The 22,562-nt window shown below is 56.1% G+C and carries 20 protein-coding genes and 3 pseudogenes; 14 read left to right on the top strand and 9 right to left on the bottom strand.

What is annotated here, in order from left to right:
- Positions 1–168: 168 nt before the first annotated feature.
- From FDY98_RS05485 to FDY98_RS05505, 6 genes and pseudogenes are all read left to right on the top strand, one after another.
- Positions 169–947: pseudogene (locus tag FDY98_RS05485) on the top strand (ThuA domain-containing protein).
- The gene (locus FDY98_RS05490; protein WP_027959886.1) at positions 944–1,993 is read left to right on the top strand and encodes a Gfo/Idh/MocA family protein; all 1,050 of its coding nucleotides are present in this window, start codon (positions 944–946) and stop codon (positions 1,991–1,993) included. The pseudogene FDY98_RS05485 and the gene FDY98_RS05490 overlap by 4 nt, the downstream one beginning before the upstream one ends.
- Positions 1,994–2,067: 74 nt before the next feature.
- Positions 2,068–2,520: a LacI family DNA-binding transcriptional regulator gene (locus FDY98_RS27160; protein WP_340146775.1), complete on the top strand. Its 453-nt coding sequence runs from the start codon at positions 2,068–2,070 to the stop codon at positions 2,518–2,520.
- The gene (locus tag FDY98_RS27165) at positions 2,448–3,068 is read left to right on the top strand and encodes a LacI family DNA-binding transcriptional regulator (protein ID WP_340146776.1); all 621 of its coding nucleotides are present in this window, start codon (positions 2,448–2,450) and stop codon (positions 3,066–3,068) included. Before FDY98_RS27160 ends, FDY98_RS27165 begins: the two co-directional genes overlap by 73 nt.
- Before the next feature lie 123 nt (positions 3,069–3,191).
- Positions 3,192–3,578 carry a type II toxin-antitoxin system VapC family toxin gene (locus FDY98_RS05500; protein ID WP_231500713.1) on the top strand — a complete coding sequence of 129 codons (387 nt, stop codon included), beginning with the start codon at positions 3,192–3,194 and terminating at the stop codon, positions 3,576–3,578.
- Positions 3,579–3,684: 106 nt separating this feature from the next.
- Positions 3,685–4,119, top strand: coding sequence for an acyl-CoA thioesterase (locus FDY98_RS05505; protein WP_035538692.1), 435 nt, complete (start codon positions 3,685–3,687; stop codon positions 4,117–4,119).
- A gap of 29 nt (positions 4,120–4,148) precedes the next feature.
- On the opposite strand, the gene cdd is transcribed toward FDY98_RS05505, so the two are convergent.
- The 7 genes from cdd to FDY98_RS05540 all read right to left on the bottom strand — a co-directional run bounded on the left by cdd (position 4,149) and on the right by FDY98_RS05540 (position 10,981).
- Positions 4,149–4,556, bottom strand: a complete 408-nt coding sequence (cdd, locus tag FDY98_RS05510) for a cytidine deaminase (protein WP_027959882.1) — start codon at positions 4,554–4,556, stop codon at positions 4,149–4,151.
- A gap of 28 nt (positions 4,557–4,584) precedes the next feature.
- Positions 4,585–5,310, bottom strand: coding sequence for a purine-nucleoside phosphorylase (gene deoD / locus FDY98_RS05515; RefSeq protein WP_027959881.1), 726 nt, complete (start codon positions 5,308–5,310; stop codon positions 4,585–4,587).
- A gap of 29 nt (positions 5,311–5,339) precedes the next feature.
- The gene (locus FDY98_RS05520) at positions 5,340–6,584 is read right to left on the bottom strand and encodes a phosphopentomutase (RefSeq protein ID WP_027959880.1); all 1,245 of its coding nucleotides are present in this window, start codon (positions 6,582–6,584) and stop codon (positions 5,340–5,342) included.
- Positions 6,581–7,936 carry a thymidine phosphorylase gene (deoA, locus tag FDY98_RS05525; RefSeq protein WP_027959879.1) on the bottom strand — a complete coding sequence of 452 codons (1,356 nt, stop codon included), beginning with the start codon at positions 7,934–7,936 and terminating at the stop codon, positions 6,581–6,583. The genes FDY98_RS05520 and deoA overlap by 4 nt, the downstream gene beginning before the upstream one ends.
- Entirely contained in the window at positions 7,936–8,730 is a 795-nt protein-coding gene (gene deoC / locus FDY98_RS05530) for a deoxyribose-phosphate aldolase (protein WP_009287197.1), read from the bottom strand. The genes deoA and deoC overlap by 1 nt, the downstream gene beginning before the upstream one ends.
- An 85-nt stretch (positions 8,731–8,815) precedes the next feature.
- Entirely contained in the window at positions 8,816–10,099 is a 1,284-nt protein-coding gene (locus FDY98_RS05535; protein WP_009287198.1) for a NupC/NupG family nucleoside CNT transporter, read from the bottom strand.
- Positions 10,100–10,135: 36 nt separating this feature from the next.
- Positions 10,136–10,981 carry an outer membrane protein OmpK gene (locus FDY98_RS05540; protein ID WP_022520639.1) on the bottom strand — a complete coding sequence of 282 codons (846 nt, stop codon included), beginning with the start codon at positions 10,979–10,981 and terminating at the stop codon, positions 10,136–10,138.
- 310 nt (positions 10,982–11,291) lie between these two features.
- On the opposite strand from FDY98_RS05540, the gene FDY98_RS05545 reads away from it, so the two are divergent.
- From FDY98_RS05545 to cyoE, 6 genes are all read left to right on the top strand, one after another.
- Positions 11,292–12,074, top strand: a complete 783-nt coding sequence (locus tag FDY98_RS05545; RefSeq protein WP_022520638.1) for a DeoR/GlpR family DNA-binding transcription regulator — start codon at positions 11,292–11,294, stop codon at positions 12,072–12,074.
- A gap of 345 nt (positions 12,075–12,419) precedes the next feature.
- On the top strand, positions 12,420–13,427 hold the full coding sequence (gene cyoA, locus FDY98_RS05550) for a ubiquinol oxidase subunit II (RefSeq protein WP_027959877.1): 1,008 nt from the start codon (positions 12,420–12,422) through the stop codon (positions 13,425–13,427).
- Between the two features lie 3 nt (positions 13,428–13,430).
- Positions 13,431–15,407 carry a cytochrome o ubiquinol oxidase subunit I gene (cyoB, locus tag FDY98_RS05555; protein WP_009287202.1) on the top strand — a complete coding sequence of 659 codons (1,977 nt, stop codon included), beginning with the start codon at positions 13,431–13,433 and terminating at the stop codon, positions 15,405–15,407.
- Positions 15,407–16,027, top strand: coding sequence for a cytochrome o ubiquinol oxidase subunit III (gene cyoC / locus FDY98_RS05560; protein ID WP_009287203.1), 621 nt, complete (start codon positions 15,407–15,409; stop codon positions 16,025–16,027). The genes cyoB and cyoC overlap by 1 nt, the downstream gene beginning before the upstream one ends.
- A 1-nt stretch (position 16,028) precedes the next feature.
- The gene (gene cyoD / locus FDY98_RS05565; protein ID WP_022520636.1) at positions 16,029–16,349 is read left to right on the top strand and encodes a cytochrome o ubiquinol oxidase subunit IV; all 321 of its coding nucleotides are present in this window, start codon (positions 16,029–16,031) and stop codon (positions 16,347–16,349) included.
- Complete coding sequence (gene cyoE / locus FDY98_RS05570; RefSeq protein ID WP_009287204.1) at positions 16,307–17,230, top strand: heme o synthase; 924 nt, start codon at positions 16,307–16,309, stop codon at positions 17,228–17,230. The genes cyoD and cyoE overlap by 43 nt, the downstream gene beginning before the upstream one ends.
- A gap of 88 nt (positions 17,231–17,318) precedes the next feature.
- Here cyoE and pta read toward each other — a convergent pair.
- Both pta and FDY98_RS05580 read right to left on the bottom strand, forming a co-directional pair.
- Positions 17,319–19,497, bottom strand: a pseudogene (pta, locus tag FDY98_RS05575) (phosphate acetyltransferase).
- Positions 19,494–20,677, bottom strand: a pseudogene (locus tag FDY98_RS05580) (acetate/propionate family kinase). The pseudogenes pta and FDY98_RS05580 overlap by 4 nt, the downstream one beginning before the upstream one ends.
- A gap of 186 nt (positions 20,678–20,863) precedes the next feature.
- On the opposite strand from FDY98_RS05580, the gene FDY98_RS05585 reads away from it, so the two are divergent.
- Both FDY98_RS05585 and FDY98_RS05590 read left to right on the top strand, forming a co-directional pair.
- Positions 20,864–21,784 (top strand): EamA family transporter, encoded by a 921-nt coding sequence (locus tag FDY98_RS05585; RefSeq protein ID WP_027959875.1) that lies wholly within the window; start codon positions 20,864–20,866, stop codon positions 21,782–21,784.
- A gap of 77 nt (positions 21,785–21,861) precedes the next feature.
- Positions 21,862–22,374, top strand: coding sequence for a porin family protein (locus FDY98_RS05590; RefSeq protein WP_027959874.1), 513 nt, complete (start codon positions 21,862–21,864; stop codon positions 22,372–22,374).
- The last annotated feature ends 188 nt before the right edge of the window (positions 22,375–22,562 follow it).

The following is a 22,562-nucleotide window of genomic DNA, read 5'->3' on the forward strand; positions in this document are numbered from 1 at the left end:
CTTCGTCGCGATGCCAATGATGATGGTCTAGGCACTATAAACGGGATAGCGACTAAAGTTGCACGCGAGTAAACGTTTACGTCGACGGGGTAAACGTTTACTTTGTGGGTTATGCAGCACTTTTAAGCTGCTTTTGTGCTGTTAACCAGCTACGGCTAAGGAGAATAGATGACCATTAACGTTACCGTTTGGGGTGAAAACGTCCACGAACAAACCAATGAAGTCGTGGCGCGAATTTATCCAGAAGGTATGCATAACTGCATCGCCAAAGGGTTAAACGAAGCTGAAGGGCTCGATGCCCGTGCGGTCACTCTGCAAGACACTGAACAGGGGCTAAGTGAAGAGATCCTAGAAAATACCGACGTGCTGCTGTGGTGGGGCCACGCTGCCCATGGCGATGTGTTGGAGGAAACTGTCGACCGCGTGCAGGCCGCGTGTTGCAGGGGATGGGGCTAATTGTGCTGCATTCTGGGCACTACGCAAAAATCTTCAAACGCCTGATGGGCACGACCTGCTCACTTAAGTGGCGGGAAGCGGGAGAGCGCGAGCGGCTGTGGGTCGTTAACCCTGGTCACCCTATCGTTCAGGGCCTGGGCGACTATATCGAACTGCCGCATACTGAAATGTACGGTGAGCCATTTGCGGTGCCAAACCCCGATGAAGTGATTTTTATCAGCGCCTTTGAGGGTGGTGAGGTATTCCGTTCAGGGCTGACCTACAAGCGCGGCAACGGCAAGATTTTCTACTTCCGCCCAGGTCACGAAACCTATCCGATCTATTACAACGAACAGGTAAAAACCGTGCTGAAGAACGCTGTGAAATGGGCGCGCCCGGAAGGCTCCCGCTGGATCGATAGCTGCCCCAATGTTCCTGCCGACCAGGCCCCCAACCCGGTGGAAATCAAAGGCGAAGGGCTGCATAAACCTGGCGAGGAGGGCTTCAAATGATCCGTTTAGCGATAATTGGCGCTGGCAGTATGGCGGGGGAACACGCCAAGCACTTTAGCCGGATCGAGGGGGTGGAAGTAGTGGCGGTGTGCGATATGGAGCTGGCCAAGGCCCGCGACTTTGCTGGCCGTTTTGGTATCGCCGATGCGTATGACGACCTGGAAGCTATGCTGGCGCGGGAGGATATCCAAGCCGTTAGCAACGTCACGCCGGATGGTGTTCATAAGCGCACGTCACTGGCCGCGATCACCGCAGGTAAGCACATTCTGTGCGAAAAGCCGCTGGCGACGAATGCGGATGATGCGCATGAAATGGCCCAAGCGGCGCAGGCCGCCAAGGTCATCAATATGGTCAATTTTAGCTATCGCGATGCCCCGGCCATTCAGCATGCTCGTGCGCTGATTACCGCTGGGGCGATTGGTCAAGTTCGCCACGTAGATGCCAGCTACCGGCAAAGTTGGCTGGTCAGCAATGAGTGGGGGCGCTGGGATCAGGAGAGCCAGTGGCTATGGCGGCTCTCGGAAGCCCATGGCAGCAAAGGTGTACTGGGCGATGTGGGCGTTCACATTGTTGATTTTGCCAGCTTTCCGGTCGGCGATATTACTCGCGTTAACTGCGAACTGACCTGTTTTGAAAAAGCTCCAGACAACCGGATTGGTGACTATTTGTTGGATGCCAACGACACCGCGCTAATGCGAGTGACGTTTGCCAATGGGGCCAAGGGCACCATTCAAGCCACCCGCTGGGCGACCGGGCATCACAACTCGTTAACCCTGAGTGTACACGGCGATAAAGGTGCTATTCGCGTCGATTTAGACGCCTCAAAAGACGACGTGCAGGTGTGTTTGGACGATGACGTTCACCCGGCGCGCTGGAGCACAGTGAAGGCACCGCCAACACCCAGTATCTATCAGCGTTTTGTTGAAAGCATCCGCAGTGGTCAAAACGACCAGCCGGACTTTGCCCGCGGGGCGGCGATCCAAACCGTTCTTGATGCCTGCGTTATCTCCAGTCAGGAAGATCGCAGCCTGGAAGTTGCAGTGTAATCAGCGTCGCAACGCCGGGTGTTTTTCGGCACACTGGAGGCATTCCAGGTGAAAAATAGGGCGGGAAATAGCCGGTGAGAGATTCGGTGATAAAGAGCAAGCAAAGCGCCCAAACGGCCACCATCCGAGAAATTGCCCGGCGGGCCGAGGTATCGATTGCCTCGGTGAGCCGGGCCCTGAACGGCAAGCCAGGGCTCAGTGATGCCCTGCGTGAGAAAATTTTGGCGATTAGCCAAGAAGTGGCCTACCAACCCAGCGCCGCGGCTCGTCAGCTAATAAGCGGTAAAACGGCGGTGGTAGGCATCTCTCTCGGCCGTCAGGATATCGAGCTGCGCCCTTACTATATCTTGCTCTACCAGCACCTTACCGTGGCCCTTCATCAGCAGGGTATAGTGCCGGTGTTCTTTAATCACCAACAAACCGCTGAATTACCCGAACGCGCGGGGCAGCTATTTTGCTTGGTGAAGCCCCAGGCGATGAGCGCCCAGCGCTGCTTAAGGCCGCTGCGATTCCTTTTGTGCGCATAGGTGATGCCGGGGAAGGCTTTTCCGTCGCCCCGGACGATCGGCAGGGGCTGTATGAGATGACCCACCACCTCATTACCCAGGGTCGCAGGCGGCTGGCGTTTATGGGCGGCGAGCTAGAGGTGCCGCGTCCCCATAGCCGTTTGGAGGGCTACCGGCGGGCGTTGGCAGAGGCTGGGTTTGCTGAACGCTTGATCAGCCTACCGCACCGCTTCGCGTCAGACTCCCTTAACAGCTATCGCTATCTAAATCGCTATTTAGACGAAGAGGGCACTCAATCATTGCCTTTTGATGCGCTGGTATGCGCCACCGACGAACTAGCGTTGGGCTGTGTGGCCGCGCTTGAAGACCGCGGGATTGAAGTGCCTTTTCAGGTCGCGGTGACAGGCTTTGATGACCTGCCCACCCTCGCTACTGGGCTCACCACCGTACGGCAGGATATTGCCGAGATAGCCGAGACGAGCATGGCACTACTGGCAGAAGCAAGGGCGGGAGAAGCGCCCCGGCACGTATCGTTGCCGGTGGCGCTGGTGCTACGGGAAACGAGTTAGCACGGCGGCAACTGCTCCGGCCTAAAGGCGTCGGGGAGCAGTGCTTGCATATGCAAGCTTGGGTGGCTGCAGGTTCGATCTGTGACGACCTATATGCTGGATACCTGCATCTGTTCATTCATTATGTGCGAACAAGGAGCATCGGTTATCAGTCGCCTAGCCACTGAGGTTGGGCAGGGGAATCGAATAGTGGGATCGACGCTGACTTATGCCGAAATTCGCTATGCAGAAATGCGCTATGGTCAAATCGGTAAGAAAGCATCTGCTAAGCACAAGTCTCTTGTTGATGAATTCGTGAAGCGATTGGATGCCGTATTGCCCTGGGATAAGCAAACCGTGGATGCAACCGTTGAGATAACGCGGGTGTTAGCTAAAGCAGGCACGCCTATTGGCTCAAACGACTCGGCCATTGCAGGGCATGCAATCGCCTCGACTTGCACCCTGGTTACCAACAACGTGCGTGAATTTAGCCATGTACCAGGGCTGGTTTATGAAGACTGGATTCATTAACACTGGCTATTTTTACGTGAACAGTCAGTTTTATGGAGACAACACAGTGAATCTATATTTTCGAATGATCTGGCTACTACTGACGACGAAGCGTCGACGCGGTTGGATGCGCCTGAATGCCCTTGAAAATACCCTTGAGGGAATTGTTTTACTCAATGATATCGATGTGAATGGCCACATGAACAATGGCCGGTTCATGACGGTCTGCGATCTTAACCGCATTGACTTGTTCATTCGCACAGGCTTGGCTCGAATCATGCTTCGGCGAAAATGGATGCCCATCATCTCTTACCATGACATGAGCTACTATAAGTCACTCAAGCTTGGTCAGCGTTATCGTTGCAATATGAGTATGGAGCATTGGGACGAGAAGTACTTTTACATGCGGCACAGGTTTACCAACCCCAGCGGTGCCACGGTTGCTGAAGGTGTTTCGCGTGCGGTTATTCGTGGTAAAGACGGCGTCATTCCACCCGAAGAAGTGGTGGCTGCTGTGGAAGCGTATCAACAGTTGTCCACGGAAAAGCCGTCAGCTGAATAAAGCGAAACGGCTTCTTTGGCGTAGAAATATTAACGCGGTGGCAACTGCTCCGGCCCGAAGGCGTCGGGGAGCAGTGCTTCCATGGTGTAGGTTTTGAGCAGCTCTCCGCTGCCGGATAGCACCTTGATCTGAGTCTCTGGCGTGGCGAACTCGCGAATGCGCTGACGACAATCGCCGCAGGGCGTACAGAGGTGATCAGCGGGGCCCATGACGTAGACGGTCGCCAGCTGGCGTTGGCCTGCGGTCACCATGGCGGAAATGGCCGAGGCTTCAGCACACAAGCCTTTGTAGTGCGCCACCTCCACGTTGGTGCCGGCAAACTGCTGACCATCGGGAGTCACCATCACCGACGCCACCGGATGCGCGGAGTAGGGCACATAAGCGTTAGCCCGCGCGTTTAACAACTTTTGAACGATCTCTTCCAATACTTGATCCATCACTTTTCCTTTTGGCCGCTTCAACGCCCTAAGCGCGGGCAGCGTCGTCGCGAAGTACTGTGTCCAGTGCAATCAGCATCATATCGTCGAAGGTGGTTTGACGGTCGGCGCTGGAGAGCGAGTCGCCTTTCAGGATGTGATCCGACACGGTGCAGATGGTCATGGCGCGGGCGCCAAACTCAGCGGCGACGCCGTAAAGACCTGCGGCTTCCATCTCGACGCCGACAATGCCGTAGCGCTTGAGCATTTCAGCCATTTCGGTTTGCGGGTTGTAGAACAAGTCTGCAGAGAAGATGTTGCCCACTTTGACCGGCACGTTTTTGGCCTTGGCGGCGGCCACTGCGTGCTGGGTGAGTTCAAAATCCGCAAGCGCGGCGAAGTCGTGGTCATTGAAGCGCATGCGATTGACTTTGGAGTCGGTGCTGGCGCCCATGCCGATCACCACATCGCGGACGTTGACGTCGTCGCGTACCGCGCCGCAGGAGCCCACGCGAATTAGCGATTTTACGCCGTAGTCGGTGATCAGCTCTTTGGCATAGATGGAGACCGACGGAATGCCCATGCCGTGGCCCATCACGGAAATCTCGCGGCCTTTATAGGTGCCGGTATAACCAAACATGTTGCGCACGTCGTTGACCTGACGCACATTCTCCAGGTAAGTATCGGCGATGTATTTGGCGCGCAGCGGGTCGCCGGGCATCAGTACGGTATCGGCAAAATCACCGGGAGCAGCGTTAATATGTGGGGTTGCCATCAAAGGTCTCCTTTAAGCGGCGCTAGTCGTTAAGCGGCGTCGGGTAGAAAGCTTTTGCCATCGGCCATGGCCGGTAGCAGGAAAAAGTCGGCCAGGGTTTGGCCAATATCGGCAAAGGTGCCGCGCTCGCCCAGCGGGCCGGGGGTAAAGCCGGGGCCATGTACCAGAATGGGGATGTACTCGCGGGTGTGCTCGGTGCCGTGCCAACTGGGGTCGCAGCCGTGATCGGCGGTGAGAATCAGCAGATCATCTTCGCTTAGCGCAGCCAGTAGATTAGGCAGCTTTGCATCGAAATCTTCCAGCGCGGCGGCATAGCCCGGCACGTCCCGGCGGTGGCCATAGACCGAGTCAAAATCGACAAAGTTGGTCATGATCATGGCGCGCTCGCCTTCGTCGCGTTGGTTGGTGCGCTCGATCTCTCTGAGGGTGGCGTCCATGAGTGCGTCATGGCCGCTGGCTTTTACCTTGTGGGTAATGCCGCAGTGGGCGTAGATATCGGCGATTTTACCAATCGAGACCACTTCGCCACCGGCATCGGCGAGCTTTTGCAGTACGGTGGGCGAGGGCGGCTCAACGCTGTAGTCGCGGCGGTTGCCGGTGCGGGCGAAAGTGGTGCTGTCTTCGCCAATAAACGGACGCGCAATGACGCGGCCAATGTTATAAGGCTCCAGCAGCTCGCGGACGGTTTCGCACAGCTTATAAAGCCGCTCAAGGCCGAAATGCTCTTCGTGAGCGGCGATCTGAAAGACCGAATCCGCCGAGGTGTAAACAATTGGCTTGCCGGTGGCGACGTGCTCTTCACCCAGGCGGGCGATGATCTCGGTACCGGAGGCGTGGCAGTTGCCAATCACGCCGGTGAGATTAGCTTCTTGCACGATGGCGTCGAGCAACTCAAGGGGGAAACTGTCGGTTTTATCTAGAAAGTAACCCCACTCGAAGCGTACCGGGACTCCGGCAATTTCCCAATGGCCGGAAGGGGTATCTTTGCCGCTGGAAATTTCTTTGGCGTGGGCGTAAGCACCTTCCAGACTATCCGGCAGCGTGACACCTTCGGCAACGCTGCCCGTGGCATCGCGGTGGGCATGAAATAGTCCCAGCTTGGCCATGTTGGGCAGCTTGAGTGGCCCAGAACGGTTGGCGTTATCCGCCTCACCACGGGCGCAAGCGGCGGCTATATGACCCAAGGTGTCGGAGCCTTCATCACCGAAGGTCGCGGCATCCGGGGCGGCGCCAATCCCAAAGGAGTCAAGTACCAGTACAATCGCGCGGCTCATAAGGCTTCTCCACGGAAAGTGTCTTGTAGCAGGGTGTCGGCGCTGGCCGTACCTTCGCCAATTGTAAACGCTGCACGCAGCTGTTCGGCGGCGCGCTCGGCGGCGGCGTCACTGCGGGCGTGCACCATGGCAATGGGGCGCTGGCTATCCACGCTCTCACCGATTTCGACGATGTCGGTGAAACCGACGCTGTGATCGACGCTGGCATCGTTACGCAGGCGGCCACCACCCAGTTCCACCACGCTCATGCCCACCGCACGGGTATCGATGCGTTGCACGATACCCGATTGCTCGGCATATACCGGCTTGATTACCTCGGCCTTGGCTAGGTAGTGTTCGGAGCGTTTCATAAAGTCGCTGGGGCCACCGAGTTCGTGCACCATGCGGGCGAATACTTCAGCAGCTGCGCCAGAGGTTAGCGCCTTCTCAAGCTGAGTAAGCGCTTCTTCACGTGAGCCTGCGAGCCTGCCGGCGATCAGCATTTCCACGGCCAGTTCACGGGTGACTTGCATCACGCGGCTGTTGGGGCGGTCGCCACGCAGCAGGGCCAGAGTCTCAACGATCTCTACGGCGTTACCGGCGCAGGGCGCCAGCGGCTGACTCATATCGGTGAGCAGGGCGGTGGTGGGCGTGCCTGCCTGGGTGGCCACATTGGCGATGCTTTTGGCCAGTTCGCGGGATTTTTCCGGCGTAGGCATAAAAGCGCCGCTGCCGACTTTAACGTCCATTACCAGCGCATCCAGTCCGGAGGCCAGCTTCTTGCCCAAGATAGAGGCGGTAATCAGCGGAATCGATTCCACGGTGGCGGTCACATCGCGCACGCCGTAGATGCGCTTGTCGGCGGGGGCGAGATCACCCGTTTGGCCAATAATCGCTACGCCGGTGGTTTTCACCACCTCGCGGAAGCGCTCAGGGGCAGGGTAGGGGTCGTAGCCGGGGATCGATTCGAGCTTATCCAGGGTGCCACCGGTGTGGCCCAGGCCGCGACCGGAGATCATCGGTACAAAGGCGCCGCAGGCGGCGACCCAGGGGCCGAGCACCAACGAAACCAAATCGCCCACGCCGCCGGTGGAGTGCTTGTCGACGATCGGGCCGGGCAGGTTTAGATCGCTCCACTGCATCACGTGGCCAGAGTCGCGGGTGGCGGTGGTCAGCGCAACGACTTCTTCACGGCTCATGCCGTTGAGAAACACGGCCATGGTGAAGGCGCCAATTTGGGCGTCGCTGATGCGATCATCGGCAATGCCCTGCACAAAGGCTTTAATCTCTTCCGCGGGCAGCGGCTGGTTATCACGCTTTAGGCGAATCAGCTCCTGGGGAAGAAGGGTGTGTTTAGTCGCGTTGGCAGACATTAGTAACCTCCGTCAGTGGTGGCCGCGTTGGTGTTGCCGGTCAACGTAGCCAGCAGATTACCCAGCAGGCTAGAGGCACCAAAGCGGAAGTGAGCGGGCGTCGCCCAGCCTGAGCCCATAATATCGTTAGCAAGAGCCAAATATTCTGCTGCGTCTTCGGCGGTTTTGACGCCACCTGCTGCTTTAAAACCAACGTCTTGGCCACTGGCCTTGATGGCTTTGAGCATAATTTCTGCGGCTTCCAGTGTAGCGTTAACAGCTACTTTGCCGGTCGAGGTTTTAATGAAATCCGCACCGCCTTCAATGGCCAGTTCGCTGGCGCGTTTGATCAGCGCAGGTTCTTTGAGCTCGCCGGACTCAATGATCACTTTGAGCAGTGCTTGACCAGCGCAGGCGGCTTTGCACATTTCTACCAGCTCAAGGCCGGTCTCTTCGTCGCCTGCCATCAACGCGCGGTAGGGAAATACCACATCAACTTCATGGGCGCCGGAGGCAACCGCATCGCGGGTTTCACGGGCGGCGGCCATAATGTCGTCGTCGCCATTAGGGAAATTGGTGACCGTGGCGATCTTCACCTGCTCGTTTAGCTTGTGAGCCGTAAGGGCACGCTGGGCGGTGACAATAAACTGTGGGTATACGCAGACCGCGGCAGGGGTGCCAAAGGGCGTTTTTACCTGCTGGCAGAGCGCTTCAATGGTGCTGTCCGTGTCGTTGTCGTTCAGGCTCGTCAGATCCATGAGGGTGAGTGCTTGGCGGGCGGCTTGGACGATATGGGGAGAGGCGGTCGCAGTCATGGAATTCTCACAAATCAGTAAAAGATAAAAACGGGCACTGCGGATAAAGCCGCAGTGCCCGCCACCTTCAGTAAAACCCGCTGCGTTAAGCAGTGACGTTACTTAGGGCGATAAAGAAGCCAGCAATCGAGGCCGACATCAAGTTGGACAGTGTACCGGCCAATACGGCTTTGACGCCAAAACGAGCAATCTCTTTGCGGCGGGTAGGGGCAATGCTACCCAGGCCACCCAGCAGAATCGCAATGGAGGAGAGGTTCGCAAAGCCACACAGCGCAAAAGAGAGGATCGCCATGGTGTGCGGTGTCATCATCTGACCCGTCGCAGCTACCACCTGTTCCCCATCAATGTAAGGCGCTAGGTTGATGTAGGCGACAAACTCGTTGACCACTAATTTTTGGCCAATGAATGAGCCAGCCAGCGTCGCCTCTTCCCAGGGTACACCCAACAGGAAGGCCAGCGGGGCAAACAGCCAGCCCAGGATCAGCTCCAGGCTCAGCGAGTCAAAGCCCACCCAGCCGCCAATGCCACCCAGGATGCCGTTGATCAGGGCAATCAGGGCGATAAATGCCAGCAGCATCGCGCCCACGTTGGCGGCCAGCATTAAACCCGAGGTAGCGCCCGATGCAGCAGCATCCAGGACGTTGGCAGGTTTATCTTCCAGGGCTTCAATCTCTTCTTCCACCTTGGTAACGCTGTCGCTGTCGGTAACGTCTTGGGTTTCCGGCATGATCAGCTTGGCGAACAGCAACCCGCCCGGCGCCGCCATAAAGGAGGCCGCTACCAAGTACTCCATGGGAATACCCAGCGCGGCGTAGCCCGCCAATACTGAACCGGCGACCGACGCCAGACCACCACACATAACGGCAAACAGCTGCGAAGGCGTCATGCGGGCGATAAACGGGCGCACCACCAGCGGCGCTTCGGTCTGGCCGACGAAAATATTTGCCGTTGCAGAAAGCGACTCCGTGCGAGAGGTGCCCAGGGCTTTTTGCAGGGCACCACCGAGGATGCGAATCACCCACTGCATAATGCCGATGTAGTAGAGCACGGCGATCAGCGAGGAGAAGAAGATAATGACGGGGAGTACTTTGATCGCAAATACAAAGCCGACATTATCCACATCGGCTAAGCCGCCGAACAGAAAGCCGATACCATCGTTGGCATACACCAAAATTTGGCTAACGCCGGAGGAGATGGCCTGTAGTACCGCTTGGCCAAACGGCACATAAAGTACAAAGGCACCAATCCCCGCTTGTATAGCAAAGGCGCCCAGCACGGTACGTAGCCGGATCGATTTACGGTCGTAGGAGAAGATCAGGGCAATGGCCACCAGAGTGACCATACCCACCAAGCTCATAAGGAGTGTCATAAGGAGATCCTTCGAGTCCGCGAGTAAGAAGCGCGTTTATAGTAAGTTGAGCTTGACGGAGTAGATCATCGCATTCTGATAATTGTTGGGGGTGCCCAACTTATTGTCAGAGTAGCGATACTGAATGCCAGTGGTGATCAAATCACTCGGATGCCACCATAGGCTCAGTGCACCGTTGGTGCCTACACTGCCCGCTGTATCGCCCACGTAGTTCTGCTCCAGATACTCATCGTCGCGACCAAAGGTCTGTTCGTGCCAGTTGGTGACGCTGAAGTCCTGGTTGAGTGCAGTGAAATCATAACCCGCGACCCAGCCTGCCATATAGCCGTTCATGCCGGTATAGCTGTTACTTTGTACCCGCGCAGCACCGATAAAGGGCTTGAACCACAGGCCATTGTCGAAGGTAGTGCGGTAACCCAAACCAAGAATCTGATCCTGCTCGCGGCTGTCATAACCGTAATCACGGAAGTCATACAGGTGGGCGTAAATCGACAGCGAGCTGTCACCCAGGTAAATGTGTGAGGTCACTTTACCCGCGGTGCGGAAGTTGTCTTTACCACCGCTGGACTCATCGAACTGGTCGTTGGTGGGGTTCTCGAAATCAAAGAAGCCGTAGAACTCGCCCCAGCTAAAGCCAGCGCCGCCTTCGATTTCGAGAAACATAAAGTCGCTTTTCGCCGCGTTGGAAGCGGTGCGCGCCTCGGTGCCGTTTGACCAGTCCAGGTAGTTAACCGAAACGTTGGCGAATGACCACAGTCGATCTAGAGGATGCGACTGAGCAGCCTCGTCTGCCATTAGCGGCGTAGTGAGTATGGCCCCTAATACGCCAGCGCCAAGCGCGATCTTAGACGAAGGGGGGCGAGAGTGTGTACGAGCAGTCATGAGAGCCTCAACATTGGTTGTCGCGGAGCCACTTGGGTGTGGCTATCCGAGTTTGTAGTCGTGCGGGCTGGCGTTAATGTTAAAATTATAACATTTAGTGTTATTTTTCTAACGTTGATTTGCAAGAGTTGTCACATCAACGCTATTTAAATGTCATATGGCTCTCATTGTGGCACTAATAGCACCAATAGCCGTCGTAGCAGTGGAAATTACGCCGCCGCTCGCTCAGCATAGAAATGAAAATGGACGCAACACCGATGCTCTCGTTGCGAAAATCACAACAAGAGGGGTTTGCCAGGAGATGCCCACCATGAATGGCCGTAGTGCGCTGCGCCTTGCCAAGCTTCAGGAAGCGCTTGCCAGTGGCGGTACTCTTCATCTGCGCGATGCCGCAGAGCTATGCGATGTTTCCGAAATGACCATCCGTCGCGATCTGACGACTCAGGATACTGCCATTAGCCTGCTGGGTGGGCGCCTAGTGATGGCAAACTACCCTGGCGTAACGCCTATTTATGACTTGACCGAACAGCAGGCTAGCCACTACCAGGCCAAGTATCGGCTTTGTCAGCGGGCGTTAGCTTACATAGAAGAGGGCGATACGCTGTTTATCGACTGCGGCTCAACGCTAATGCCGCTGCTGAGCCAGTTAAGTCATTTCCGAGAGCTGACGGTAGTGACCTATGCGCTTAATGTTGCCAATGCCGTTGCCGCCCTGCCCAACGTGCGCTTGGTGCTACTAGGCGGGCTGTTTTATGCCACCTCGCAGTCATTCGGTAGCGACAATATGACTGCTGCTATCGAGCGGTTAGGCATTAATAAGGCGCTGATCTCCGCTGCAGGGGTGGATTTAGAGCGTGGTGTTAGCTGCTTTCACTTTCACGAAGTGGCGCCTAAACAGGCTGCCATTGCCACCGCTATGCAGCGCCTGTTGGTGGTAGATGCCAGTAAGTTCAGCGTAGTTCGCCCGGCCTATTTCGCTGCTCTGGACGATTTTGATGTGGTGGTTACCGACGAAGAGGGCGCCCCGCAGTTGCTTAAAAAAAATGGCCGCGTTGTACCTGAGATAGTGGTTCCCACCGTCACAGTGGCGTAAGCGATTTCCCCCTTGCTCATCCCAGTCAATACCTTGGGTGCGGCAATGCGCCACTTCTTTCATGATCTCGATCAATAGAAAATACTTTAGTCTTAACTGCTTAAGCCTTTAGTGCTTAGGCCAGCGAGGCTCGTCGCCAATTCCCATCCGGCGACGCATATTTTTCCCGGAGCAATGGCGCCCAGCGTCACGTGTGCACTGTCCTTGAGAGCGTTTTCCTAGCACGTTTTCAAGAGCGCCATGCAGAGCATGTTTTGGGAAGAGTATGGGGTGGTAGTTAGCCTGCTATGTAGAAGGGCGACATGGCTAGCTAGTGTTTTAAACAACCTCTGACGAGATCACACCATGCAACGACGCTCACTTTGGCGCAGGCGAGGCACTCTAGTGCTCCTTGCGCTGTGTCTGTTTCTAGCAGGCTGTAGTTCAGCGCTGCTAGACCCAAAAGGCCAGATTGGCGCTGAGCAGCGCACACTGATTCTGACCGCCTTTGGCCTAATGTTGATTGTAGTTATTCCTGTGATTGTCATGACGCTGCTGTTTGGCTGGCGTTACCGGCGTAGTAATAGCCTGGCTAAATACACGCCTGATTGGGCGCACTCCAACGTGATTGAAGCGGTGGTGTGGATCGTGCCCTGTGCGATTATCGCGGTGCTCGCCCTGTTGACCTGGAAGACCTCCCATAGCCTTGATCCCCACAAACCGCTGGAAAGCGATGTGGCGCCGATCGAAATACAGGCGGTGGCGCTTGATTGGAAGTGGCTGTTTATCTACCCCGAGCAGGGTATTGCCAGTGTTAACGAAGTGGCCTTTCCGGTAGATACACCGGTGCGCTTTCGGGTCAGCTCAGGCTCAGTGATGAACGCTTTCTTTATCCCCCATCTTGGTAGCCAGATTTATGCCATGGCGGGCATGGATAACGATGTCCATCTCATCGCCGATGAGATTGGTAGCTACCCTGGTCGTTCCACCAACTACAGTGGCGCGGGCTTCTCTGGCATGACCTTTGAAGCCAAGGTGACCAACCCTGAGGATTTTGACGCCTGGGTGGAAACGGTACGCGCTGCTCCACAAACGCTGACCTACCCAGAAGGTTATGAAGCGTTGGCGGAACCTAGCGAATCGAATCCGGTTGAGTACTTCTCAGCCATCTCACCATCGCTGTATGAAAGCATCTTACGAAGCTTCCATACCGGCGGCGAGCATCAGATGGGCGGCGATCATGCTGACTCCTACGATGGTGAAAATGAGAAGACTGCCGATCACGCGGCCGAATCAGGTCATGTCACTAACAACCATGCTAGTCAGGATAATGCCATGCGCAGCCACTCCTCTAGCGTAGAAGTGGGAGGTTAAGCCGTGTTTGGAAAACTCACGTTAGAGTCAATTCCCTACCACGAGCCGATCATCATGGTCGTCGCGGCCTTTATGGCCATTGGTGGGATCGCACTGTTTGGTTTAATCACCTATTACCGTAAGTGGGGCTGGCTGTGGAACGAGTGGTTTACCTCCGTTGACCATAAAAAGCTCGGCATTATGTATTTCATCGTCGCTCTGGTGATGCTGCTGCGCGGCTTCTCGGATGCGATAATGATGCGCACCCAGCTGGCGATGGCCGCCGGGGATGCAGCGGGCTATTTACCCCCCGAACACTACGACCAGATCTTTACCGCCCACGGCGTGATTATGATCTTCTTTGTCGCCATGCCCATGGTCATCGGCTTGATGAACCTGGTGGTGCCGCTGCAAATTGGTGCCCGCGACGTTGCTTTCCCTTTCCTGAATAACTTAAGCTTTTGGCTGTTTGCGGTCTCCGCGATACTGGTCAATATCTCGCTGGTGGTGGGCGAATTCGCCAAAACCGGCTGGCTCGCTTACGCGCCGTTATCGGGGATCGAGTTTAGTCCCGGGGTGGGGGTCGACTACTGGATATGGGCGTTGCAGATATCCGGTATAGGCACCACGCTGACCGGTATTAACTTTTTCGTGACCATCATTAAAATGCGCACCAAAGGCATGACGATGTTCCGCATGCCGATCTTCACCTGGACCTCGCTGTGCGCCAACGTGCTGATCATTGCTTCCTTCCCAATTTTGACCGCGACCATCGCGCTGCTAACGCTGGATCGCTATTTGGGTATGCACTTCTTTACCAATGATTTTGGCGGCAACATGATGATGTACGTCAATCTCATCTGGGCCTGGGGCCACCCGGAAGTTTATATCCTGATTCTGCCAGCCTTCGGCGTGTTCTCTGAAGTGATTGCGACCTTTGCCCGTAAGCGGCTGTTCGGCTACGCCACCATGGTGTGGGCGACCATTTCGATCACCTTGCTCTCGTTTGTGGTTTGGTTGCACCACTTTTTCACCATGGGGGCGGGCGCCAACGTCAACGCCTTCTTCGGCATTATGACAATGATCATCGCCATTCCTACCGGGGTGAAAGTGTTCAACTGGCTGTTCACCATGTTCCGCGGCAGCCTGGAACTCACTTCGCCGGTGCTATGGACGCTGGGCTTTATTATCACCTTTACCCTAGGCGGTATGACCGGCGTTATGCTGGCGGTGCCCGCGGCTAACTTTGTGTTGCATAACAGCCTGTTCGTTATTGCGCACTTCCACAACGTTATTATCGGCGGCGTGGTGTTCGGCATGATGGCGGGGCTTACCTATTGGTTCCCCAAAGCGTTCGGTTTCACTTTGAACGAAAAGTGGGGCAAGCGTTCGTTCTGGTGCTGGTTTATCGGCTTCTACGTCGCCTTTATGCCGCTTTACGTACTGGCCTTCTTTGGTGCCGTGCGCCGCATGCAGTCCTACGCCAACCCCGAATGGCAGCCGTGGATGATTCTGGCTTGGGTAGGCGCGGTAATCATTATGCTGGGCATTGTCTGCACCATCATCCAGTTCTGGGTGAGTATTCGTGACCGCAAACAGAACGCTGATGTCACCGGCGACCCCTGGAATGGCCGCACCTTGGAGTGGTCAACCTCTTCTCCAGCGCCGTTCTACAACTTTGCACGTCTGCCGGAAGTGGGCGATATCGACAGCTTCTGGTCGCAAAAGCAGCGTAGCGAAGAGCAGCTTGAAGAAGCCCCCTATACCGATATTCATATGCCTCGTAATACCGTGGCCGGGCCAGTTATCAGCTTCTTTGCGCTGGTCATCGGCTTTGCGCTGGTGTGGCATATCTGGTGGTTAGCCGGCGTCGGCGCCGTGGGTGTATTCATCAGCTTTATGGCACGGGTATTTAACGACGATATCGACTACTACGTTCCCGCTGCTGAAGTTGAGCGAATCGAACGTGAGCATCAACAACGCGTGGAGGCGCAAGCGTAATGTCGACTGATACGCTAAATCATAGCTCGCACCACCCGGTAGAGCACGAAGAAGAGCATCACGATGCCTCGGGCACGAAATTGTTTGGTTTCTGGGTCTACTTAATGAGCGATTTGGTGATCTTCGGGTCACTGTTCGCCACTTATGCCGTGCTGATGAAGGGCACGGCGGGTGGGCCAACTGGCGCTGATATCTTTGAATTACCTTTGATCCTTTTCGGAACCTTTGCACTGCTGATCAGTAGTTTCACCTTTGGTATGGGCGTTTTGGCAATGCATGCCAACCGTGTTGGCCAAGTGAAAGTGTGGCTGATTATTACCTTTCTACTGGGCTTGTGCTTCCTGGGGATGGAAGTCTATGAATTCCAGCATCTAATCCATGAAGGGTACGGTCCGGACCGTAGCGGCTTTTTATCGGCCTTCTTTACCCTAGTCGGTACTCACGGGTTGCACGTTACGTTTGGCATGATCTGGATTTTGGTGATGTTGGTACAGCTTTACACCAAAGGGTTGAACGATATGACCCGGCCGAGGATTTTGTGCCTAAGCCTGTTCTGGCACTTCCTCGATATTGTCTGGATCTGTGTCTTCTCATTCGTCTATCTGATGGGAGTGTTGTGAGATGAGTGCAAGTTCAACCAATGCCCATGGCAGCGTTAAGTCGTATGTGACAGGACTGGTATTGTCGCTGATACTGACCATTATCCCTTTTGCGGTGGTGATGAGTGGCGCTTTTAGCGTGTTGGCTACCGTGATTGTGATAGCCGTGACCGCAGTGTTGCAGATACTGGTGCAACTGGTCATGTTTATGCATATGAGTACCAAAGCCGACGAAGGCTGGAATCTGATGTCCTTCGTCTTCACACTGACGATTCTCGTCCTAGTGGTAGGAGGCTCGCTGTGGATCATGCAGCATCTGCATCTCAACATGATGATCGGCTAATCTCAGCGCCCAGCCGCTGGCGGGATCTGCTCGAGCTGACCAAGCCGGGCATTATCGGCGGCAACCTGATTGCCACCCTGGGGGGCTATTTTCTCGCCGCCCAAGGGCAGTTCGAGTGGCTCAGCTTTGTGTCGGTCATGGTGGGGATTGCATTAATCATCGCGTCAGGCTGTGCGTGTAACAACGTTATTGACCGCGATATTGATGCATTGATGGCGCGTACGCGCCATCGCCCCCTGGTAAGAGGCAGCATCTCTATTACCCAGGCACTGGGCGTTTCGGCGCTGCTGGGTGTATCGGGGGTGGTGTGCCTGGCGCTGGGCACCAACGGGCTAACCGTTGCCTTGGCGGTGATTGGCTGGGGCGTGTATGTGGGGCTTTATAGCCTCTATATGAAGCGCCGCTCGGAGTACGGCACCTTGGTAGGCAGCCTCTCCGGCGCCATGCCGCCGGTGGTAGGCTACTGCGCCGTGACCGGTCAGTTCGACAGCGGTGCCATTATGCTGCTGGTGATTTTCTGCCTGTGGCAGATGCCGCACTCCTATGCGATTGCGATCTTCCGCTACGCCGATTATCAACGGGCATCGATTCCGGTACTGCCGGTGGTGCGCGGGGTGAAAATGGCCAAACACCATATCCTTGGCTACATTGTGGCGTTTATTCCCGCCTCGCTGGCGCTAGGGCTGGCCAGCCAAGCGGGCGCGGGATATCTGTGCGTGGCGCTGACCATGGGCGGCTACTGGCTCTACTTGGCACTGCGCGGCTACCGTTTAGATGACGATGTGCGCTGGGCCAAAAAGGTGTTTGGCGTCTCTATCCTTACCATCACCGCGATGAGTTTAGTCATGGTGCTGGAATCGATGGTGCCGATGTGGGTTTAGCCCTCACATACCGTTAAGCCGTTAATAAAACGCCCCAAGCAGTTATCTGCTTGGGGCGTTTTTATTGGCTAGGGAAAGTTTCTGTAACTCAGCTTTCCCGCTGACTGGCCTGAATGGCGGTTAGTGCAATGGTGTAAACGATATCGTCGACCAGTGCGCCGCGGGAAAGGTCATTCACTGGCTTGTTCAACCCTTGCAGCATGGGGCCAACGCTCACGACGCGGGCACTTCGCTGCACTGCTTTGTAGGTGGTATTGCCGGTGTTGAGGTCGGGGAACACAAACACGGTGGCTTTACCTGCCACTGGCGAGTCGGGGGCTTTCTGTTTGCCCACGCTCTCGATAGCGGCGGCGTCGTACTGTAGCGGGCCGTCGATGGCCAGGTGCGGCGCGCGTTCTTTAGCAATCCGGGTGGCTTCGCGGACTTTATCCACATCCGCGCCGGTGCCGGAGTCGCCGGTGGAGTAGCTGATCATGGCGACACGTGGCTCGATACCGAAGGCTTCAGCGGAGCGGGCACTTTGTAGGGCGATTTCGGCCAGGGTTTCAGCGTCTGGGTCGGGATTCACCGCGCAGTCGCCGTAGACCACCACCTGCTCGGGCAGCAGCATAAAGAATCGACGAGACTTGATTATACTCCGGCGCGGTTTTAATCAACTGGAAGGCGGGCCGCACGGTGTTGGCGGTGGTGTGTACGGCGCCGGAAACCAGTCCGTCGACTTCATCTAACTGCAGCATCATGGTGCCGAGCACCACGTTATCTTGCAACTGCGCTTCGGCGGTTAGCTCGTTGAGTTTGCCACGACGACGCTCGACCATCGGGCCAATATAGTTCGCACGGGTGCTTTCAGGGTCAACAATCGTCAGCGATTCTGGCAGTGTCAGACCGCGGTTGCGCGCTACATTTTCGATATCGTCGCGCTTACCCAGCAGTACGCAGTCGGCAATGCCGCGGCGCTGGCAGATTATTGCCGCTTCTACGGTGCGCGGTTCATCCCCCTCCGGCAGCACTACGCGCTTTTTAGCCAACTGGGCAAGTTTAACCAACTGGTGGCGAAACGCTGAAGGTGAAAGGCGGCGGGTATAACCGCTGCTCAGGTGGGCTTTTAACCACTCAAGATCCATATGGGCTGCGACGTAACGGGCCACCTGTTCGGCGCGTTCGAAGTCGTCCATAGGGATTTCGCTGCTTAGCTGGCTGAGGTGCTGTGCCGTGGTCAGGCTGTCGGTTTCTACTGCCAAGACCGGTAGACCCGTTTTGAGCGCGGGGCGGCACATCTCGATCATGCTGTCGTTGGGCATAAAGCCGTTGGTCAACAGTACGCCCGCTAGCTGAATACCGTTCATGGTCGCCAGCGCTGAGGCCAGCACCACATCATCACGGTCACCGGAAGCCACTACCAGGCTACCAGGGGTGAAAATATGCAGTGCGTTGGCAGCACTGCGGGCGCAGAGGCTGGTGGAGAGTACCCGACGGCTGGCCGCCTCGCCTTCGTTCAACAACTTGGCATTAAGCGCCCGGGCCACATCCAGGGTGCGCGGGGCGCTAAGCGTTTTGCTGTAAGGCACCACACCAATCAGGTGGAATTTATCGGTCGCCAGGGCGGGGGAGTACTGGCGCAGCTCAGCGAGCACTGACTCTTCCAACTGCGGTTTGAAGGTGCCCGGTGCTGCAGAAAGATCATCTTCCTGCGCGTAGGGCAGATTTTTCATGCGCATCAAAATGCCGCCCAGCGTGCGGCTGGAGCTAACCCCGCCAAAGCTGCGGGCGTGCATATCAAGCTGCTCGGCCAGCGCCTGGGGCTCGTTTAAATCACCGGATCCGACAAGAATAATTCGCGCATTAAGCGCGTTGGCGAGCTGGGCGTTGGTTTGGGTGGCGTAGGTGGTGTGCTGAGTGGGCACTACGCCCTCTACCACGACTAGGTCTAGGGTGCTGCCATCGCGGTGGGCCTGTTGAACAACCTGTTCATAGAGCTCGACGGCATTTTCCATCAGCTCATCGATTTGGTCGTCGCGCAGCAAGCGCTCAAGGCGAGCCTGGGAAATCGGCGAAGGCGGGCGCTGATTGAGTGCCCGGGAAACCAATGCGGTGGATCGATCCAGGCCTGGGCCGTTCAGCTCGTTCTGCATAAACGGCTTTAAAAACCCGGCTTTCAGACCGATGGTATCCAGCGCTTGAATTAACCCCAGACAGGCGGAGGTAAGCCCGACGCCCTGGCTGGTAGGCACTAACAGAATCGCTTGTGGCTGGTCGGGATGAGTCATACACGTGTCTCTAGGCAGTGGCGGGTTTCCATGGCAATGCGGCCTTCTTCATCGGTAGGGATCACCCACACCTGGGGGCCTTCATGGCTGGCGCTATCCAGCTTGCCCTCTTTGCCGCGGATAGTCGCTTCGTTAGCGTCGTTATCCAGCGCAAAGCCGAAGTGGGGCAATAGGGCGAGCACACGGCGACGTACAATCGGCGAGTTTTCGCCGATACCGCCGGTGAAAATAACCCCATCAAGCTGGGGCAGGGCGCAGGAGAGCCCCGCCAGAGATTTAGCGATCCGGTAGCAGAATACCTCTACCGCCAGCTGTGCGGTGGCGTGCCCTTGTTCAGCAGCCTCCTCAATTTCGCGCATGTCGTTGGTTAAGCCTGAAAGGCCCAGTAGGCCGCTCTCTTTATTGAGCACGTCGTCGATTTTGTCTAGCGACCAGCCCAGTTGGCGGTGCAGGTGGGCGTGCAGGCCAGGGTCAACGTCGCCACTGCGGGTGCCCATCACCAAGCCTTCCAGTGGGGTAAGGCCCATGCTGGTATCCTGGCTTTGATTGTTCCACACCGCGCTGGTGGAGCAGCCATTGCCCAGGTGGGCAGTCAGCCAGCCGCCTGTGCCACGGCTACTCAGTTCGCCCGCCCGCTGGCTAACATAAGCGTGGCTGGTGCCATGAAAGCCGTAGCGGCGAATGCCATGCTCAGCATAGAGGCTTTCTGGCAGTGCGTACCGGTAAGCACGCGGCGGCATGGTTTGGTGGAAAGCGGTATCGAACACTGCCACTTGGGGCAGGTCTGGAAAGACGTTCTGGGTCGCCGCAATACCCGCTAAATTTGCTGGGTTATGAAGGGGGGCAAGTGCTGCGGTGGTTTGGATAGCCGCAATGACACTAGCGTCGATGAGTGCGGCCTGGGTGAAGTGCTCGCCGCCATGCACGATGCGATGGCCCACCGCCGCTGGTAATCGGCCCTCCATACGCTCAAGGATCGCGTTAAGTGCTTGGTGTGGTCGGCGCCAGGAAGTGGTTGGCTGAAACGATCACCGGCGCTGTTTTTGCCCTTGAGGCGTGCATCCTCGCTACCCAAGCGTTCCGCTATGCCCTCAAGTCGCGGTGCCTGAGGGTCGGAATCAATCAACGCGTATTTAATAGAGGAGGAACCGCAGTTAATGACCAGCACCGGTGCGTTCATAAAAACCTTTTCGCTAGGAGGTTATTGAGCAAAGGGGTAGACTTTAGTTTAACATGTTGCAGCGCGCAAAAGCAGCGTCAGGCTTTCGTTAGCCTTCTAGGCAAAAGCTTGGCATGCTGGGATCTTTGCCTACCTGGCTACTCGCCATCTTACACCTTCACCCCTATAACGAGCCGTACCGTTCTTATGTCAGCGTCCTCTTTGCCGAAACTACTGCCGCGCCATTTGGCCATTCTGTTAATGATGACCGTGGCCACCATGTTCGCCGCCAATCACGTTTCAGCTCGGCTGGCGTTTGATAATGGCACCGGTCTGTTACTGGCGGTATTAACCCGCTCGGGGGTTGCCTGCCTGATTTTAGTGGCGCTAGTCATCGTGCAGAAAAAGCGCTTGTGGCTGCCCGCGGGATCTTGGCCGTGGCAACTGACCGTGGGGCTACTGATTGCGATCCAAAGCGTTAGCCTCTACTCGGCGGTGGCCAGGCTGCCTGTGGTGATCGCACTGCTATTGGTCAATACCTTTCCTATTCAGCTGGCGCTGCTCAGTTGGGCGTTGGGCGGCCCGCGTCCTACTCTGCGTAGCTGTCTGATCATGGGCACGATTTTAATCGGCTTACTGGTGGTGCTGGATATTCCCTCATGGATTGCCAGCGCCGATGGCATGGGGCCGGGGTGGATAGCAGGCATTGGTTTTGGATTAATGGCGGCCTTCGTATTTGCCTGCGCGCTGTGGGTTACCGAGCACCGCCTTGCAGGAGTGGGCAGCACCCTGCGCAGCCTGTTGACCATGCAGACCGTGTTTATTGTCATGATCATTGGCGGCATCGCCGGTGTAGTGCCAGGGGGTATGAGCCTGCCGGATAACAGTACCGGCTGGCTAGGGCTAACGCTGCTTGGTCTGCTGTATGGTTCGGCGTTTTCGACGCTGTTTATTTTTGTGCCGCGACTCGATATGGCACGCAACGCACCGGTGATGAATATCGAGCCGGTTGCCTCCCTGGTGCTGGGTTACTTTGTGTTGGGGCAAATGCTTAGCCCCGGCCAGTTGGTAGGTGGGGCAGTCGTCGTTGGCGGTATTGTCGTGCTGAGCTTATCCAAGGGGCGGTAAATGTTTGCGTTCTTCATAGTTATGAATCACAATACAAATGTGTAAGGAAACACTGTTTTTTAACTGAGGTGCAAGCTATGAAGATGTCCATGTTGTCACTTACATCGGCGGTACTCCTGGTGGGTGCAGGCGCATTTGCAACCACTGCTCAAGCACAACAGTCTACCGGTTATCCGCAAGCTTACCTGGGCGCTGATGCCATGTTCTGGAGTCTGGATCCAGACAGAGGCTCGTCCCGTGATGACGTAGGCTTACGCCTGCGCGGCGGTGCCCAGTTCAATGACTACTTTGGCATTGAAGGTCATTTAGGTACGGGCGGTTCCGACGGTGGTGCCGAATTAGACTATGTAGCGGGTGCTTATGCTAAAGGGATTATTCCCATAGCACCTGAAGTACGTCTTTATGGCCTGGCGGGTTTTACGGAAGTAGAGTTTGACCGCGGCGACAGCGAAAGCGACTTTTCCTACGGCGCAGGCGCTGAGATGGATGTGGCCAGAAACCTCTCCCTCAGCGCGGACTATATGCGCTACCTGGATAAATCAGCTTACTCCTTTGATGCTGCAAGCGTAGGTTTACGCTACCGGTTCTAAATCCTTAGCGTAACAGCGTAGCGAATGACTAAACCCCATGGCCTTTATGCCATGGGGTTTTTTGTTTTATAAGCTTGTAGAGAGCGTTTATGTAGCAGTAGATAGACATAGGTATATTGTTAGCGCGCTAATTGATTGTTAGACTAAAGTCCCCTATGCGATTCCCTACACGATGCGCGCCCGTTGAG

Source organism: Halomonas sp. PA16-9 (assembly GCF_009728585.1).
Classification (GTDB): domain Bacteria; phylum Pseudomonadota; class Gammaproteobacteria; order Pseudomonadales; family Halomonadaceae; genus Vreelandella; species Vreelandella titanicae.